Annotated in this window: 13 protein-coding genes; 7 read left to right on the top strand and 6 right to left on the bottom strand. The window is 52.8% G+C overall.

Annotation, left to right across the window (positions count from 1 at the left end; genetic code table 11):
• Nucleotides 1–5: 5 nt before the first annotated feature.
• Together D9A02_RS10520 and D9A02_RS10515 are read right to left on the bottom strand one after the other, a co-directional pair.
• Nucleotides 6–2,015, bottom strand: a complete 2,010-nt coding sequence (locus D9A02_RS10520) for an enoyl-CoA hydratase-related protein (RefSeq protein ID WP_162933032.1) — start codon at nt 2,013–2,015, stop codon at nt 6–8.
• A gap of 64 nt (nt 2,016–2,079) precedes the next feature.
• Nucleotides 2,080–2,289 (bottom strand): hypothetical protein, encoded by a 210-nt coding sequence (locus D9A02_RS10515; protein WP_162933031.1) that lies wholly within the window; start codon nt 2,287–2,289, stop codon nt 2,080–2,082.
• 172 nt (nt 2,290–2,461) lie between these two features.
• On the opposite strand from D9A02_RS10515, the gene D9A02_RS10510 reads away from it, so the two are divergent.
• A complete protein-coding gene (locus D9A02_RS10510) occupies nt 2,462–3,325 on the top strand; it encodes an MBL fold metallo-hydrolase (protein ID WP_120500929.1) in 864 nt (287 codons plus the stop codon).
• A gap of 37 nt (nt 3,326–3,362) precedes the next feature.
• Here the strand turns inward: D9A02_RS10510 and D9A02_RS10505 are convergent, their stop codons facing one another.
• The 4 genes from D9A02_RS10505 to D9A02_RS10490 all read right to left on the bottom strand — a co-directional run bounded on the left by D9A02_RS10505 (nt 3,363) and on the right by D9A02_RS10490 (nt 8,089).
• Nucleotides 3,363–6,035 carry an ATP-binding protein gene (locus D9A02_RS10505; protein WP_120500928.1) on the bottom strand — a complete coding sequence of 891 codons (2,673 nt, stop codon included), beginning with the start codon at nt 6,033–6,035 and terminating at the stop codon, nt 3,363–3,365.
• 2 nt (nt 6,036–6,037) lie between these two features.
• Nucleotides 6,038–6,313 (bottom strand): hypothetical protein, encoded by a 276-nt coding sequence (locus D9A02_RS10500; protein WP_120500927.1) that lies wholly within the window; start codon nt 6,311–6,313, stop codon nt 6,038–6,040.
• Nucleotides 6,310–6,678 (bottom strand): response regulator transcription factor, encoded by a 369-nt coding sequence (locus D9A02_RS10495; protein WP_120500926.1) that lies wholly within the window; start codon nt 6,676–6,678, stop codon nt 6,310–6,312. The genes D9A02_RS10500 and D9A02_RS10495 overlap by 4 nt, the downstream gene beginning before the upstream one ends.
• A gap of 103 nt (nt 6,679–6,781) precedes the next feature.
• Complete coding sequence (locus tag D9A02_RS10490; RefSeq protein ID WP_120500925.1) at nt 6,782–8,089, bottom strand: helix-turn-helix transcriptional regulator; 1,308 nt, start codon at nt 8,087–8,089, stop codon at nt 6,782–6,784.
• Nucleotides 8,090–8,307: 218 nt separating this feature from the next.
• On the opposite strand from D9A02_RS10490, the gene D9A02_RS10485 reads away from it, so the two are divergent.
• From D9A02_RS10485 to acs, 6 genes are all read left to right on the top strand, one after another.
• Entirely contained in the window at nt 8,308–9,651 is a 1,344-nt protein-coding gene (locus D9A02_RS10485; RefSeq protein ID WP_120500924.1) for a substrate-binding protein, read from the top strand.
• Between the two features lie 100 nt (nt 9,652–9,751).
• Nucleotides 9,752–10,783: a branched-chain amino acid ABC transporter permease gene (locus D9A02_RS10480; RefSeq protein WP_120500923.1), complete on the top strand. Its 1,032-nt coding sequence runs from the start codon at nt 9,752–9,754 to the stop codon at nt 10,781–10,783.
• Nucleotides 10,784–10,786: 3 nt separating this feature from the next.
• Nucleotides 10,787–11,995, top strand: a complete 1,209-nt coding sequence (locus D9A02_RS10475; RefSeq protein ID WP_120500922.1) for a branched-chain amino acid ABC transporter permease — start codon at nt 10,787–10,789, stop codon at nt 11,993–11,995.
• Nucleotides 11,996–12,007: 12 nt separating this feature from the next.
• A complete protein-coding gene (locus tag D9A02_RS10470; RefSeq protein WP_120500921.1) occupies nt 12,008–12,763 on the top strand; it encodes an ABC transporter ATP-binding protein in 756 nt (251 codons plus the stop codon).
• Between the two features lie 19 nt (nt 12,764–12,782).
• Nucleotides 12,783–13,538, top strand: a complete 756-nt coding sequence (locus tag D9A02_RS10465; protein WP_120500920.1) for an ABC transporter ATP-binding protein — start codon at nt 12,783–12,785, stop codon at nt 13,536–13,538.
• Nucleotides 13,539–13,618: 80 nt separating this feature from the next.
• A complete protein-coding gene (gene acs, locus D9A02_RS10460; RefSeq protein WP_120500919.1) occupies nt 13,619–15,565 on the top strand; it encodes an acetate--CoA ligase in 1,947 nt (648 codons plus the stop codon).
• Nucleotides 15,566–15,673: the final 108 nt, after the last annotated feature.

Genomic DNA, 15,673 nt, shown 5'->3' with positions numbered 1-15,673 from the left:
TCAATTCAATAGAAACATCGGCCATTTGTAACCATATCGAGCAAGATCTGAGGTGGTGTCCACAGCTGGGGAACCACCTTCATCCACTGTTGCATAGACCGCACTACCGGCAATAGCCCATCCAGATTGGCACAAAGCAACGGCCCCCCCCTATGCCGCGCCATGTGCAACGCGTAGATTGCACTCACATCAATATCAGAAGCCCGGCGCACGCCATCTTCCGCCAGAATGTCGATCGCTTCTTTTATCAATACACCATGCAGCGCCTGTGCAATATCATCAGAGCCACTGAAAATCGCTGAAGGATGCGCGTGATGCCTGCGCCAGGTATCCAGCCACGGCACCATCGCGGGGTCAATTTGTCCAGCGTTATAAAACCAATCACCAAAGCCACCGTCAGAGATAACAGAACGCAACAATACCAACCCGGATGTCGCAGGCAGATCATGATATTCCTGATATTTCTCCAATCGCCGGGCAATATTGGGCAAACCGATTGCATCGATTTGCTGAAATGGCCCCAATGCAAAGCCCGCCATTCTGGCGGCTGTATCCACCTGTTGTGGTGCTTGCCCTGCTGCGACCAATTCCAGCGCAGCCAGGTAGAAAACGGATTGCAATCTGCCTGAAATACACCCCGATGACGCCGTCGTCTTAAGCAACACCCGCCCATAGCCATCCAACAACCCGACCACAGTATCAAGTGCGTGTTTATCCGTATCTGCGGCCGCGACTTCGGAAAACCGCAAGCCTCCTGCCAATTCTGGAATACAGATAGTGACAGATCGATCTGCGCGTGATCTGCCTGCGTACCCCCACCCCTCAATTGTCACCCAAACACACCTATCTTTTAGCTTTGGCAGACTTTCCTCAGGCGACTTAGACATTGCATCGAATACAATATCCGCATGTTGCAGAATTTCGTAACCACTTCCGGCAGACAGCCGGGATAGCTTCGCCTCGATCGCCTGAGGGCTCAAGTGGCCCGTCTGAACAGCCTGATGATAGATGGCCTTTATACGCTCATGTGTAGCCAGTGCCTGTTCTGCCTCTGCATTCAGCAAAATAACATCAGCACCCTTACTGTGACAAAGCAGAACCAACGCGTCAAGTTGCGGGTGGTCCCCCAAACAAACAACCGTCTGCGCCATCTCGGGTGAACCACTCAATACCGGCGCCAGCGTCGCGCGTTTTTCAGCCACATAAAGATGATGTAGCGCGCGCGAAGATCGTGAGTTGCGTAAATCTTTGAAAGCAGCCCGCTCCAACGCTAAGCCTTGTGAAAATGGCAAAATTTGAGCCGCTTCAACACAACGTAACAGGCAGTCCATAACATCGCCACGTTTGGTCATGCGCAATGAGGCTGTGCTTACCGCCTGCTGATAAGTCAGAGGCTCGGCAAAGCCAGCAACCGCATCCCGAGTTCTGCGCCACTGCCCTTTGCTGGACAGGTAAATCGCCAATTGAACTGCATCAGAAATGGGTTCTTTATCTGTAATTTTCTCAAATACGCCGGCCAATGCCGGATCACCGACATCCAAAGTGCGGCCTGACGACAGGATCTCAAGGGATTGTTGCGCACCGATTAGGCGCGGCAAACGCTGTGTCGCCCCTGCGCAGGGTATCAGCCCAAAAGCAATCTCTGGTAACGCAATTGTAGTGCCTGTTTCTGCAACCCGCGCCGCACCCGCCAATGCAAGATCAAACCCCGCACCAAGCGCTGCACCATGGATGGCCATCACCACTGGTTTGGGACTCATTTCAATCAGATTACACAGCGTCGTCACATCAGGCATAGCCAAATCAACCATGTATTCCTGAATATCGAGACCGGAAGAGAAGCACTCTCCTACGCCGCAGATCACAACCGCCCTGACGGCCATGTCATGAAATACGCTTTCCAGATGTTGAACCAACTGGCCTCGTAATGTTGGCGATAAAGTATTCGTCACAGGGCGGCACAGTTTCAGAACCATAACCCCATCTTGCAGTTCAGAATAAACTTCGGATACCAAATCGCCCCCTTGCATCTGCTGGGAACAGTAAACACGAAACCCGTTGCATTACGCAAGAACGACGTCAGATTGGCATGTTATCGAACTGTGCTTCCATCGCCTCTTCATCCAGCTCGTTGCGCAGCGCTTCGAATTCTGGTGGGATATCAACACCGCTCTTTTGCGCCTCAGTTAGCATCCAGGCCCAGTGGGACGCGTAACAATATCGCTGTTCAACGCTTGTCGCCATTATTTTTTGCAAAAACAGCTCCAGTTGATCTAAGTGACCCGTCATTTTGCCCTCCTGTTGCAGGTCCGCTTTTGAGACCAGGTTCAATGGCCCTGTATCTTTTGAAATCGGGAACCAAAGATACGACATCCGCGATCCAACCGCCTTGCGATGGATCAATGTAAGCTGGACAGGTCGAATTATTGCGATACCATTGAAACATATCAGGGAGGTGTCAATGTCACCAGAAGTCACCGGATTTTTCGACCAGAGCACAAATACCGTATCCTATGTGGTCAAGGACCCGCAGGGCAGTTCTTGCGCAGTTATCGATTCCGTTCTCGATTTTGATTATGCCTCTGGGCATACAAGCACCGCCTCGGCGGATCGGATCATCGATTATGTTCGGCAAAATGATCTCAAGGTGCAATGGCTGATCGAAACCCATGTTCATGCCGATCACCTGTCAGCCGCCCCCTACCTGCAGCAAGCAGTAGGCGGGCAGATGGGGATCGGTGACAACATCCGCACCATTCAGGAAACCTTTGGCAAGATTTTCAACGAAGGTTCAGAATTCCAACGTGACGGATCACAGTTCGATCAGCTTTTTGTAGAGGGTGACAGCTTTCAGATAGGTCAGCTGCGGGCCGACATCCTACACACCCCAGGTCACACGCCAGCCTGCCTAACCTATGTCATCGGTGACGCCGCCTTTGTTGGCGACACGCTATTTATGCCGGACTTTGGTACCGCCCGCTGCGATTTTCCCGGCGGATCATCTGAAATGCTGTATTCCTCCATTCAGAAAATTCTAAGCCTTCCAGATGAAACACGAATCTTTGTCGGTCACGACTACAAGGCACCCGGGCGGGACGAATTTGCCTGGGAAACCACCGTCAAAGAGCAAAAGGCCAATAACGTACATATTGGTACCGGACAGGACGCGCAGGATTTTGTCAAAATGCGCGACAGCCGGGATGCGACATTGCCAATGCCCAAGTTGATCATTCCATCGTTACAGGTCAACATGCGCGCAGGTGAAATGCCACCCGCTGACGAAAACGGGGATGTCTATTTGAAGGTGCCGCTGAACAAACTCTGACCAAATGATAATGTGAGTGCGGTGTGAATGCCGCGTATCAGCGCTGAACGTTGGGCAAGATCAGACGAAAGGCTGCACCGTTTTGACCCGGCAAATAAGAAATACTGCCACCTAACCGCAACATAACCTCTCGACAAATCGCAAGCCCCAAACCGGCTCCATCGGCCCCAGTTCGGCCACTGCGGGAAAACTTCTCAAAAATCATTGCCTGCTGATCAACCACGATCCCGCTGCCATTATCACTGAAATCCAGTGTTATGATATCGTTATTTTCAGCCGCTTTAATGGATAAGATTGGGCTATCAGCGTCACAATATTTACGCGCATTTGAAATAAGATTGATGAACACCTGCACAAGTCGGTCCAAATCAGAATGTAAGGTGATTTTTTCACTCCCCCTATCGCGTTGAATGACAATGTCCTGCCCTGCATCACCTGCCGAGGCCTCGGCCCGGTCCAGCAAATCAGCTAGTAACCCTTCTTGATTGCTTAATTCAACTTGACCATTCTCCAATACACTTAGGTCCAGAAGATCATTCAACAATCGGGTCAAACGAATGGTCTCATCATGGATGATTGATGCATAATGCGTTTGCTTTTCAACCGTCAGCTCAGTTGAATCACGCAGGATTTCAGAAAATGCCCGGATCGATGTCATCGGCGTGCGCAATTCATGACTGATCTGCGACAGAAACTCGTCTTTCTGCTGGGACAGCTGCGTCAGTTTATCATTGGCCTCGCGCAATTGCCGAGCGGTTCTGGCCTGCTCTTCTGTTTTGGCTTCCAACTGGCTGGAATATTCCATAATCTGGGCCGCTTCATTGGCAACCGCTAGCAGATCTTCGACTGACACTGCTGCACCGCCAACGATCTGAGAAATCATCGCGTGAGCCGTAGCCACCCCGACTGACCCCGACAATACGCGCTCCAGCTTGAGCAAAAACTCTGGTGTGGGTTCCGGCAGATATCCAGCCAACCCCTGTTCGTTTGCAGCCTGAGCAAACAAGGCCTGAGCTTCCTTGCCCCCAAGAATACGCTGCGACATGATCAACAAGTCTTCGCTGCGCGCCATAGTGCCGCTCCAGCTGCCTGCTGTTGATGAATGCTGGAACACATTGACGAATTGCGCACCCTGCAACCGCTCCAACGGCTCAGGGAAACTGATCATGGAAATAAGGACATAGGCCATTGTATTAAACGAAAGGCTCCACATCACCGCATGGACCACACGGTTCATATCCTCAGCGCCAAACATGGCCTCAGGTCGCAGCCATTCAATGCCAAACAATCCGTAGTCCAGTACCGCCTGTGGCAACAAAATTGACGGTCCAAAACTGGGCAGAAACAAGCAGTACAGCCAGATCAGCGAGCCTACCCCTAGGCCTGATATTGCGCCAACTCGGTTACCGCCACGCCAAAACAATCCTCCAAGCAGCGCAGGTAGAAACTGTGCGACCCCAGCAAAAGACACCAGACCAATCGCTACCAGCGCGGTGCCACCACCTGAGATTTGATAGTAAAGATAGCCCAGGAACAAGATACCTGCGATCGACAACCGACGCGCCAATAGTGCCACGTGCCTCACATCGCCCGACATGACTGCCGTGCCACCCGTAGTCCATAACCATATCGGCATCACGATATGGTTCGATACCATTGTTGAAAGCGCGATAGAGGCGACAATCACCATAGATGTGGCTGATGAAAAGCCGCCAAGAAATGATAGGATTGCCAAGCCATCTCGCCCCTCTTGCAAAGGCAGGGTCAGAACAAAAAGGTCAGGGTTTGAACCTTGAGGCAGCAGATCTAGACCCACCGCGGCAATGGGCACGACGAACAGACTCATCATCATCAAGTATACTGGAAAAGCCCAAGATGCGGTACGCAAATGTCCCTCATCTTCGTTCTCAACCACCATCACCTGAAACATCCGCGGCAAACATATAAAGGCCGCGGCTGACAACAGCGTTAAACCGACCCAGCGGCTGCCGGGCACGTCCCATCTGGCAATATTCGAGGCATCGATACGTGCGAAGGTTTCCTCCACCCCTCCGGCCAACCCCCAAACCACGAACACCCCAACCGCCAATAGTGCAAAGAGTTTCACAACAGCTTCAAGCGCGATGGCCATAACCACGCCGTGGTGGCGTTCATTGGCGTCCAAATTTCTGGTGCCGAACAAGATGGTGAACAGCGCAAGGCCAAAAGCCACCCAAAATGCTGTCGATTGTGGATTGGGCGCATTTACCTGATTGGGGTCCGCCTGTGCAAAGGCCTCGAACGACAAAGTTACAGATTGCAGTTGTAGCGCGATATAGGGCGTTGTGCCAATCACGGCCAGCAAGGTCACACAGACGGCTAGTAGATTAGATTTCCCGTATCGCGATGAAATTAAATCCGCGATTGAAGTGATCCGCTGACTGCGCCCTACCCGCACCATTTTGCGCAGGGTCCACCACCAGCCGATCATCACCAGTGTGGGACCAAGGTAAATAGTCAGATATTCAAGGCCAGACCGTGCCGCAAACCCCACCGCACCGTAAAACGTCCAAGCCGTACAATAGATCGACAATGAGAGCGTATAAACTACTGGCGAGCGCAGCCACGCCCCGCGTCCCTGCCGTGCTGCGCGATCTGCAGCAAAAGCCACAGTAAACAAAAAGATCACATAGAACACGCAGACAACTATCAGGATGTTGAGTGTCGCCATTCTTACTGCGCCTCATCTTTTGACGCATCTTCCTCGGGATCAGAAGGGGCCAGATAGCCAGAGATGACCGCTGCCAGAACCGCCAGAATAATCCACACAGCAAACAGGTAGATCATCACAAAACCTGTTGAGGCCGCACCTTCGGCTTGCCCCTTCCACAACAACGGAATACAAATCAACCCAGCCCCCAGAATGGGCAACAGGCGTGCGGCATCCGCCATGCGGCGACGGCGATAGGCCCGTCGATCGACAAAAACCGGCATCTTTTTGCGACTCATGATGGCAACATCGCACGAACGGCTTCTAATACTTCGGCATTGGAAAAGGGTTTAGTCATGAATCGGTTTGCCCCGGCACGTTCTGCCATTTCGCGATCTTTTTGCTGCCCGCGCGCGGTCAGCATCAGGACCGGCGTACGGCCCAGTTGTTCATCTTGACGAATTTCTGCCAGAATATCGAAACCGCTTTTCCCCGGTAGCATCACATCAAGAATGATCAGATCAGGTGAGCGCGTACGTACGACATCCACCGCATCATGACCGTTAGAATGGGTTTTAACGTTCCATCCATCACGCGCTAGGATAAAGCTGATCGCCTCAATAATATTTTGTTCGTCCTCAATGACAAGAACTTGTTTGCTCATGAAATCAGCCTCCCCTCCGATCCCGTGCGACGCACAGGTAAAACCGTCGCCGCACTCACGTATCGCCGCACTATGGTAAAACTAAACCACGCTGTCAAAATTCCTATGCCAATATAGATGGCTCGCGCCGCGCCGCGCAGTCCGACAATGTACAGATCCGGCAATTCAGGCCAACCGTCCGGGCTGCATCAAGTTCCGGAAGCCGGTTGTCCGGGATCAACAGCATATGCGCCCGCATTACTGCGGGATAATCGAAACCTGCAGGAGCAATTAGTTCGCAGGCAGCAAAGGCCTGTGTGAGCCCGGCCTCTTGCCCAGCCTGGCGAAGCACAACCCGAACTGGAGACTGAGGCATGGTCAGCACTTGGTAAATAGGCCAGAGTGCGCAACCATCATCGCTGCGCGGTAGGGAAAAACCGTCGATCGGCTTACGAAACAAAATAGCCCCGCTAACATCACATGTCATAAGACCAACGGATGTTACCTCATCAGCAGGCAACATGGCCAACCTGCGAAACACCTGTGGCAATGTTACCTGATACTTTAGCGCAATCTGTTCAGGATCAATGCCAACCTCTGATATCAGATGCAAAATCCCGTCGATCGGCAGTTTTGCTGCATCCGCAACGTAGGTGTACAATACTTCTGCTAGCAAAGATCGCGCGGCCGGACCGCAAATCACAGAGGATTGTTGCAGCAGATCAGAGATACAATGCTCTCCAGCACCGCCCGCACCGGCTTCAAGTTCTGGAAAATGATAATCTCGACTGTCAAGGAATGCATGCAGTTCGTCATGAGGCGAACGGATGTCCTTTCCGGCCTCCGGCGCGCCCTCTAGATATCGAACCAAAGATTCAGCCCCTTCAGCAAGGCGCTGACTGTCTTCATTGATATTACGATGAAAGCGCCCCTGCCACTCGGGCTCCAACTCTTTCGTGTCCACCAAAATAGACGCTGCGGAATGAATGGCAGTAACAGTTGATATGACCTCGTGTAGCGATGCGGCCAGGTGAGGATCATGTGCCATACGTTCGGTCAGTGATGTCACAGTTTGAAACAGCTCATCCCGCTCGCGATTGAGCTGCTTTAACAGCTCTGCCCAACCCGGAAACCGCGCGGCAAACTCCTCAACGCGCTCAACCTCAGCAGCAAACTCAGCGCGGACACCTGCAGCTTCGCGCAGCCCATTGACCAACAACCGTCCAGCTCCATCAGACAACAGATTCGGCTCAACCTGCAAAACTTCTGCAATTTTCAGAAGAGTTTTTCCGCCGATTCTGCGGCGGTTATGCTCAATCAGGTTGAGATAGGACGGGGAAACACTGACCCGCCGAGCAAGCTCTGCCTGCTTCATGCCTAGCAAAATACGCCGCTCGCGAATTCTGGTTCCGGCCATCAGATGTTGCGACATGGGGTTTTTCCATATATTTCAGGTGCATCACTATCATTTTGTAAATTAATTTACAAATAACAAAGAATATTTTTCAAGATTATTTACAAAATAATCTTTTTTCCAAAAGCATTTGTTGAGAAATTTTCTATCACGCTGCGATAATTGCCTCGCACAATAGTGCAAGCTGGAAACGTGGAGGAGACGCGTCCGGCAAGTCAATAAACGGGAGGATATCAATGTCCAATTCGAACCTGAGCCGCCGTGGCCTGCTCAAATCCAGCGCCTTCGCGGGTGCCGGGCTGGCAATGCCAACCATCTTTACGGCATCATCGGCAGCCGCTTACATGAACGAACCAACCGGGAGCACGGTGACCCTTGGCTTTAACGTGCCGCAAACCGGCCCTTATGCAGATGAAGGTGCCGACGAGCTGCGCGCCTATGAGCTTGCTATTGAGCACCTGAACGGTGGTGGCGACGGCGGCATGATGGGCACATTTACGTCCAAAGCCCTGCAAGGCAACGGCATCCTTGGCAAGAAGGTTGAATTTGTCACTGGTGACACACAGACCAAATCAGATGCGGCTCGCGCCTCGGCTAAGTCGATGATCGAAAAAGATGGCGCGGTGATGATCACCGGTGGTTCATCCTCGGGTGTTGCGATCGCTGTTCAAGGTCTCTGTCAGGAAGCTGGCGTTATCTTTATGGCCGGCTTGACACACTCCAACGACACAACCGGCAAAGACAAGAAAGCCAATGGCTTTCGCCACTTCTTTAACGGTTACATGTCCGGTGCGGCTCTTGCCCCAGTGCTTGAAGCCAACTACGGCTCAGACCGTCGTGCCTATCACCTGACGGCTGACTATACTTGGGGCTGGACACAGCAAGAATCCATCGCATCCGCGACCGAGGCTTTGGGCTGGGAAACTGTTGAAAACGTACTCACACCACTCGCGGCAACAGACTTTTCATCCTATATCGCACCTGTTCTGAACTCGGGCGCTGATGTACTGGTTCTGAACCACTACGGTGGTAATATGGTGAACTCTTTGACTAACGCGGTTGAGTTCGGTCTGCGCGACAAGCAGATCAATAACAAAAACTTCGAGATCATCGTGCCGCTGTATAGCCGTCTGATGGCAAAAGGTGCCGGTGACAACGTCAAGGGCATCTATGGCTCCACCAACTGGCACTGGTCATTGACGGATGAGGGCTCGAAAGCCTTCGTGAAATCCTTCGGCACCAAATACGGCTTCCCACCATCACAGGCGGCACATACATGCTATGTACAAACTTTGCTGTATGCAGATGCGTGTGAGCGTGCCGGTACATTCAATCCATGCGGCGTTGCTGAAGCATTGGAAGGGTTTGAATTTGACGGTCTTGGCAACGGCAAAACGCTGTATCGCGCCGAAGATCACCAGTGCTTTAAGGATGTGCTGGTTGTGAAAGGGAAAGAAAACCCTACGTCAGAGTTCGACCTTCTCGAAATCGTCGAAGTCACACCGGCATCGCAGGTCACGTACGAACCCGATCACCCAATGTTTGCCGGTGGTGAACTGGGTACCTGCAACGCGGGCTAATCATATCACCACACCAGTCGCGCGTAATCGCGCGCGGCTGGTACTGATCTGATCCTATAATTCAACAGCGCCGTTTTTACGGAACCCACGGGTGGGAACAATGGACGCATTCATTCTACAAATTCTCAATGGCCTAGACAAAGGCTCAGCCTATGCGCTGATCGCTCTTGGCCTGACTTTGATCTTTGGCACGCTCGGCGTCGTCAACTTCGCGCATGGTGCCCTCTTTATGATCGGGGCCTTTTGCGCGGTGACGCTTTCAAAGATCCTCAACATCAGCTTTGAAACCATTGACGAAACTCAGACGGATTTCCTTGGCAATCCGCTTAAGGTCAAGACGCCCTATGTTGAGGCTTGGTTTGGCCCAGACGTCGGCGCAAGCATCATCGATTGGGCTGTCCCCCTCGCGATCCTGTTCTCTATCCCGGTCATGATTGGCATCGGTGTCATCATGGAACGTGGGCTGATCAAACATTTTTACAAACGCCCACATGCCGATCAAATCCTTGTCACTTTTGGTTTGGCCATCGTTTTGCAGGAAGTGATCAAAGCCAATTTTGGAGCGAACCCGATCCCCACCCCAGCGCCTGAAGCTTTCAAGGGCAGCTATGATTTCGGTGTTATGCTTGGATTTGAGGCCAATGCGATCATCTACCCATACTGGCGTTTAGTGTATTTTGCCTTTTCCGCCGTCATCATCGGCGGGGTCTTTGCATTCTTACAATTCACCACCTTTGGCATGGTCGTACGCGCTGGCATGGCAGATCGCGAAACGGTTGGTCTGCTTGGCATCAATATCGACCGCCGCTTTACCATCATGTTTGGTATTGCCGCCGCGGTCGCCGGTCTTGCCGGGGTGATGTACGCCCCAATTAATCCACCCAATTACCATATGGGCATGGACTTCTTGGTGCTCAGTTTCGTCGTGGTCGTTGTTGGCGGCATGGGCTCCCTGCCCGGCGCCGTCCTGGCAGGGTTCTTGCTGGGCATTCTTGAAAGTTTTGCCTCGACCACTTGGGCCACCACCACAATCCCTGGGATCAACCAGATCATCATCTACCTAGTTGCCATTATCATCCTGCTGACACGTCCGCGCGGATTGATGGGCAAAAAAGGCGTGATGGAGGAATAAGCAATGCTCGGACTTAATAACAAAGACTTCAAACTGCTGCTGATCGTCATCGCGCTGACCATGCTCGCTCCTTTCATCCTGAACCCTTTCCCTGATGGGTCGGGTCTGGCGCAGTTCAACGCAGGCTACCCTGATCTGATGCAGAAATTCGTGATCTTCGGCATCTTCGCTATCGGGTTCAACATCCTGTTTGGCCTGACCGGCTACCTCAGTTTTGGTCACGCCGCCTTTCTGGGTGTCGGTTCATACTCCTGCGTCTGGATGTTCAAACTGCTCGGATACAGCGTTGTGCCCGGCATCTTACTATCAATCGTAACCTCGGGCCTCTTTGCCCTTCTGATCGGGGTGGTGTCATTGCGACGCTCGGGCATCTACTTTTCAATCCTGACACTAGCCTTTGCTCAAATGAGCTTTGCGCTTGCCTATTCAGTCCTGTCGAACCCTAAGTTTAACCTGACCAACGGTGAGACCGGCCTCCAAGTTTACTCGAACGATCTTCAGATTTTCCGCGGTGAAAACAGCCCCTCAGTCCCACACTTCTTTGGACTTGAGATGAATGCGACGCATAAAATGGAAGTCGGCGCATGGCTCTTTCAGTTCAACGTTGGCTACTACCTCTGTGCCGTAATCCTGATCTTGGCGTTTTATCTGTCTATCCGCATTTTCAGCTCACCTTTCGGTATGATGCTGCGGGCGGTGAAATCCAACCAGACACGATTGTACTACACCGGCGTGAATGCCCGCCCATACACTTTGGCCGCTTTTGTTATCTCTGGCATGTACGCTGGTCTTGCGGGCGGATTGCTATCAGCAGTCGATCCTCTGGCGGGCGCTGAACGGATGCAATGGACCGCCTCAGGCGAGGTTGTCTTGATGACCATCCTTGGCGGAGCAGGCACATTAATTGGTCCGGTTTTAGGTTCTGGCCTGATCAAGTATTTCGAGAACATCTTCTCGAAAATCAACGACAGCGTTTTGCATAGCTGGTTTTCGTTCCTGCCGGACGGCTTGGAGGATCTGGTCGTGACTATCATCCACCCATTTGTCGGCAAAGGCTGGCATCTGACGCTTGGCGTGATTTTCATGCTGATCGTGATCTTCCTGCCCGGCGGATTGGTCGAAGGCGGCAAGCGCATCAAGGGCCTGTTCAAAAGCAAGAAACCGGGCTCGCCGCCCTCAGATGAAACCACACAATCCACACCTGCAGAGTAAGGAGCGTTATCAATGGCTATCTTAGAAGTCAAAAATGTCAATAAACGCTTTGGCGGCCTGCAGGCCCTAGGCGATGTGAACCTCAGCGTTAAGGAAAACACGGTTCACGCCATCATCGGCCCCAACGGGGCGGGCAAGTCAACACTGCTAAACTGTCTTGTCGGCAAGCTGACACCCGACACCGGGTCGGTCATGTTTGATGGTCAATCAGTTCTGGGACGTAAGCCATTTGAGATCAACCAGATGGGCATCAGCCGCGTCTTTCAAACACCTGAGATTTTTGGCGATCTGACAGTGATGGAAAACATGATGATCCCGATCTTTGCCAAGCGTGATGGCGCATTCCGCATGCATGCGATTGAAAGCACCGCCAATGAAAAAGGCATCATCGAACAAGCTGAAAACATGCTTGAAGACATGAATATGATCGACAAACGTCACATGAATGCAGCAGCCATGTCACGCGGCGACAAACGCCGGCTTGAGATTGGCATGTGCCTGGCGCAAGAGCCACGCCTGTTGCTGCTAGACGAGCCTACCGCTGGGATGGCACGGGCCGACACCAATAACACGATTGATCTGCTCAAACAGATCAGCGACGAACGCGACATCACCATCGCCATCATTGAGCACGACATGCATGTTGTGTTCTCGCTGGCGCAACGCATCACCGTTCTGGCGCAGGGCACCCCATTGGTCGAAGACACCCCGGACAATATCAAGGGCCACCCCAAAGTACGCGAAGCGTATTTGGGCGAATCCGCTTGAGCGAAGGAAGGACATCAAAATGAACGCGAAACCCGATTTTGCCAAAGGCAGAAACCGTGCTGAAACCGCACCCGCTTTCCTCTCGGTCTGGGACCTACAATCCTACTACGGCGAAAGCTACATCGTGCAGGGCGTTTCCTTTAACGTCCACGAAGGTGAAATCCTGGCCCTGCTGGGCCGCAATGGCGCTGGCAAGACCACCACTTTACGGTCGATTGCCCGGATGGACGATCCGCAATTGCACCACGGCGAGATCTGGCTGGACCATCAGCCCCTGCACAAGATGAGCAGTCACGAAGCCGCTGTTGCCGGGATCGGCCTTGTACCCGAAGACCGCCGCATCATCCCTGGCCTGACGGTCGAGGAAAATCTGCAACTGGCGCAGATCGCACCACCCATTGGCTGGTCATTGGATCGACTTTATACCCTCTTTCCCCGCTTGGCGGAACGCCGCAAACAAGAGGGCGTCACTCTATCAGGTGGTGAGCAACAGATGTTGGCCGTGGCGCGTGCCTTGGCGCGTGATATCAAAGTACTGCTGTTGGATGAACCTTACGAGGGTCTCGCGCCGGTGATCGTCGATGAGATCGAGAAAACTCTACGGATCATCAAGGAACAAGGCATCACTACCATCATCGTGGAACAAAACGCTGTGCGCGCACTGGAGTTATCTGATCGCGCTGTGATCCTTGATACCGGTGGCATTGTCTTTGACGGTGCCGCCGAAGAGGTACTTCAAAATGAAGAGCTGCGCTCCGAGTATTTGGCGATTTAAAACTGCGGCCCTCCTCTTGCCCTAACGGCATCAGGTAGGCAAAGATACCGCAAACAAAAATAGACCAACAAAGGTATAACATGTCCGACACGACCTACGCCCCTTCGGCCGCTTTCGCCGATAACGCCCATATTGACGCCAACAAGTATCGCGAAATGTACGATGCTTCGATCAATGACAACGAAGGATTCTGGGCCGAGCACGGCAAACGCATCGATTGGATCAAGCCTTTCACCAAGGTCAAAGACGTCAGCTATGATTTTGGCAATGTATCGATTAATTGGTATTCTGACGGCACCCTGAACGTCTCAGCCAACTGTATCGACCGCCATCTGGCAACACGCGCTGATCAGACTGCAATCATATGGGAGCCGGACTCCCCAACGGAAGACGCGCAACACATCAGCTACGCGCAACTGCACGATAAAACCTGCAGAATGGCAAATGTTCTGAAAGATCTGGGCGTGACGGCAGGCGATCGGGTCATTCTTTATATGCCGATGATCCCAGAGGCGGCCTATGCCATGCTGGCTTGTGCCCGTCTGGGTGCGGTTCATTCCGTGGTCTTTGGTGGATTTTCGCCTGATGCGCTGGCCAACCGGGTCAATGATTGCGGTGCGGAAGTGGTGATCACCGCAGACGAGGCCCCTCGCGGTGGTCGCGCAACGCCATTGAAAGCCAATGCAGATAAGGCCATGACCAGCTGTGGTGATGATGTTCAACTGCTTGTTGTACGTCGGACCAATGGCGATGTCGCATGGAATGATGCGCGTGATCGCGACTGCACCGCCCTGATGGCCGCTGCCAGCGCTGAATGCACGCCTGCAGAGGTCAACGCCGAAGATCCGCTGTTCATCCTCTATACGTCCGGCTCGACCGGCAAGCCAAAGGGTGTTGTTCATACCTCGGGTGGCTATCTGGTCTACGCAGCGATGACACAAGAGTTGGTGTTCGATTATCACGATGGTGATGTCTACTGGTGCACTGCCGATGTCGGTTGGGTCACAGGCCACAGCTATATCGTCTACGGCCCGCTGGCCAATGGGGCCACCACGCTGATGTTCGAAGGCGTTCCAACTTATCCCGATGCCAGCCGCTTCTGGCAGGTCTGCGAAAAGCATAAGGTCAATCAGTTCTATACCGCCCCTACCGCAATTCGCGCATTGATGGGTCAAGGACCTGAATTTGTTGAGAAGTGTGACCTATCAAGCCTCAAACTCTTGGGCACGGTCGGAGAACCGATTAATCCCGAAGCCTGGAATTGGTACAATGACGTGGTCGGCAAGGGTAAATGCCCGATCGTTGACACCTGGTGGCAAACCGAAACCGGAGGCCACCTGATGACCCCCCTACCCGGTGCCACGGCCACCAAGCCGGGATCGTGCACAACACCCTTCTTTGGCATCCAGCCGGTCATTCTTGAGCCGCAAACAGGGCAAGAAATCCATGAGACCGAAGCCGAAGGTGTTTTGTGTATCAAAGACAGCTGGCCGGGTCAGATGCGTACGGTATTTGGCGATCACGACCGGTTTGAGCAAACCTATTTCTCGGACTACAAAGGCTATTACTTCACCGGGGATGGCTGCCGCCGCGATGCGGATGGCTATTACTGGATCACCGGTCGCGTAGATGACGTGATCAACGTCTCCGGCCACCGGATGGGCACAGCCGAGGTCGAAAGCGCGCTTGTTGCCCATGCCAAGGTCGCCGAAGCTGCCGTGGTGGGTTACCCGCATGATATCAAAGGTCAAGGCATCTACGCCTATGTCACACTGATGTCCGGCGAAGAGCCCTCCGATGAGTTGCGCAAGGAATTGGAAACATGGGTCCGCACAGAGATTGGCCCCATTGCCAAACCTGACCTAATCCAATGGGCCCCCGGCCTGCCCAAAACCCGTTCAGGTAAGATCATGCGCCGCATCCTGCGCAAAATCGCCGAAAACGATTATGGCAGCCTGGGCGATACATCCACGCTGGCAGAACCTGCCGTAGTAGATGATCTGGTTGAAAACCGCATGAACCGCTAACCCTTTTGTTTCTATCGCTTTTTACGGGTTAACAGACCTGATGGGCCGATACAGTTTTGTGTCGGCCCTTTTTTCATGTTTTCATCACGTTATTGTGCCACAAGCTTC

This window comes from Roseovarius sp. EL26 (assembly GCF_900327775.1).
Taxonomy (GTDB): domain Bacteria; phylum Pseudomonadota; class Alphaproteobacteria; order Rhodobacterales; family Rhodobacteraceae; genus Roseovarius.
This window is presented reverse-complemented; position numbering and strand designations above follow the sequence as displayed.

Excerpts from the sequence above, each read along its gene's own strand:
- D9A02_RS10495 (WP_120500926.1), bottom strand. The coding sequence starts at position 6,678 with ATGAGCAAACAAGTTCTTGTCATTGAGGACGAACAAAATATTATTGAG.
- D9A02_RS10490 (WP_120500925.1), bottom strand. The coding sequence starts at position 8,089 with ATGTCGCAACATCTGATGGCCGGAACCAGAATTCGCGAGCGGCGTATT.
- acs (WP_120500919.1), top strand. The coding sequence starts at position 13,619 with ATGTCCGACACGACCTACGCCCCTTCGGCCGCTTTCGCCGATAACGCC.
- D9A02_RS10510 (WP_120500929.1), top strand. The coding sequence starts at position 2,462 with ATGTCACCAGAAGTCACCGGATTTTTCGACCAGAGCACAAATACCGTA.
- D9A02_RS10500 (WP_120500927.1), bottom strand. The coding sequence starts at position 6,313 with ATGAGTCGCAAAAAGATGCCGGTTTTTGTCGATCGACGGGCCTATCGC.
- D9A02_RS10480 (WP_120500923.1), top strand. The coding sequence starts at position 9,752 with ATGGACGCATTCATTCTACAAATTCTCAATGGCCTAGACAAAGGCTCA.
- D9A02_RS10475 (WP_120500922.1), top strand. The coding sequence starts at position 10,787 with ATGCTCGGACTTAATAACAAAGACTTCAAACTGCTGCTGATCGTCATC.
- D9A02_RS10465 (WP_120500920.1), top strand. The coding sequence starts at position 12,783 with ATGAACGCGAAACCCGATTTTGCCAAAGGCAGAAACCGTGCTGAAACC.
- D9A02_RS10470 (WP_120500921.1), top strand. The coding sequence starts at position 12,008 with ATGGCTATCTTAGAAGTCAAAAATGTCAATAAACGCTTTGGCGGCCTG.
- D9A02_RS10515 (WP_162933031.1), bottom strand. The coding sequence starts at position 2,289 with ATGACGGGTCACTTAGATCAACTGGAGCTGTTTTTGCAAAAAATAATG.
- D9A02_RS10505 (WP_120500928.1), bottom strand. The coding sequence starts at position 6,035 with ATGGCGACACTCAACATCCTGATAGTTGTCTGCGTGTTCTATGTGATC.
- D9A02_RS10485 (WP_120500924.1), top strand. The coding sequence starts at position 8,308 with ATGTCCAATTCGAACCTGAGCCGCCGTGGCCTGCTCAAATCCAGCGCC.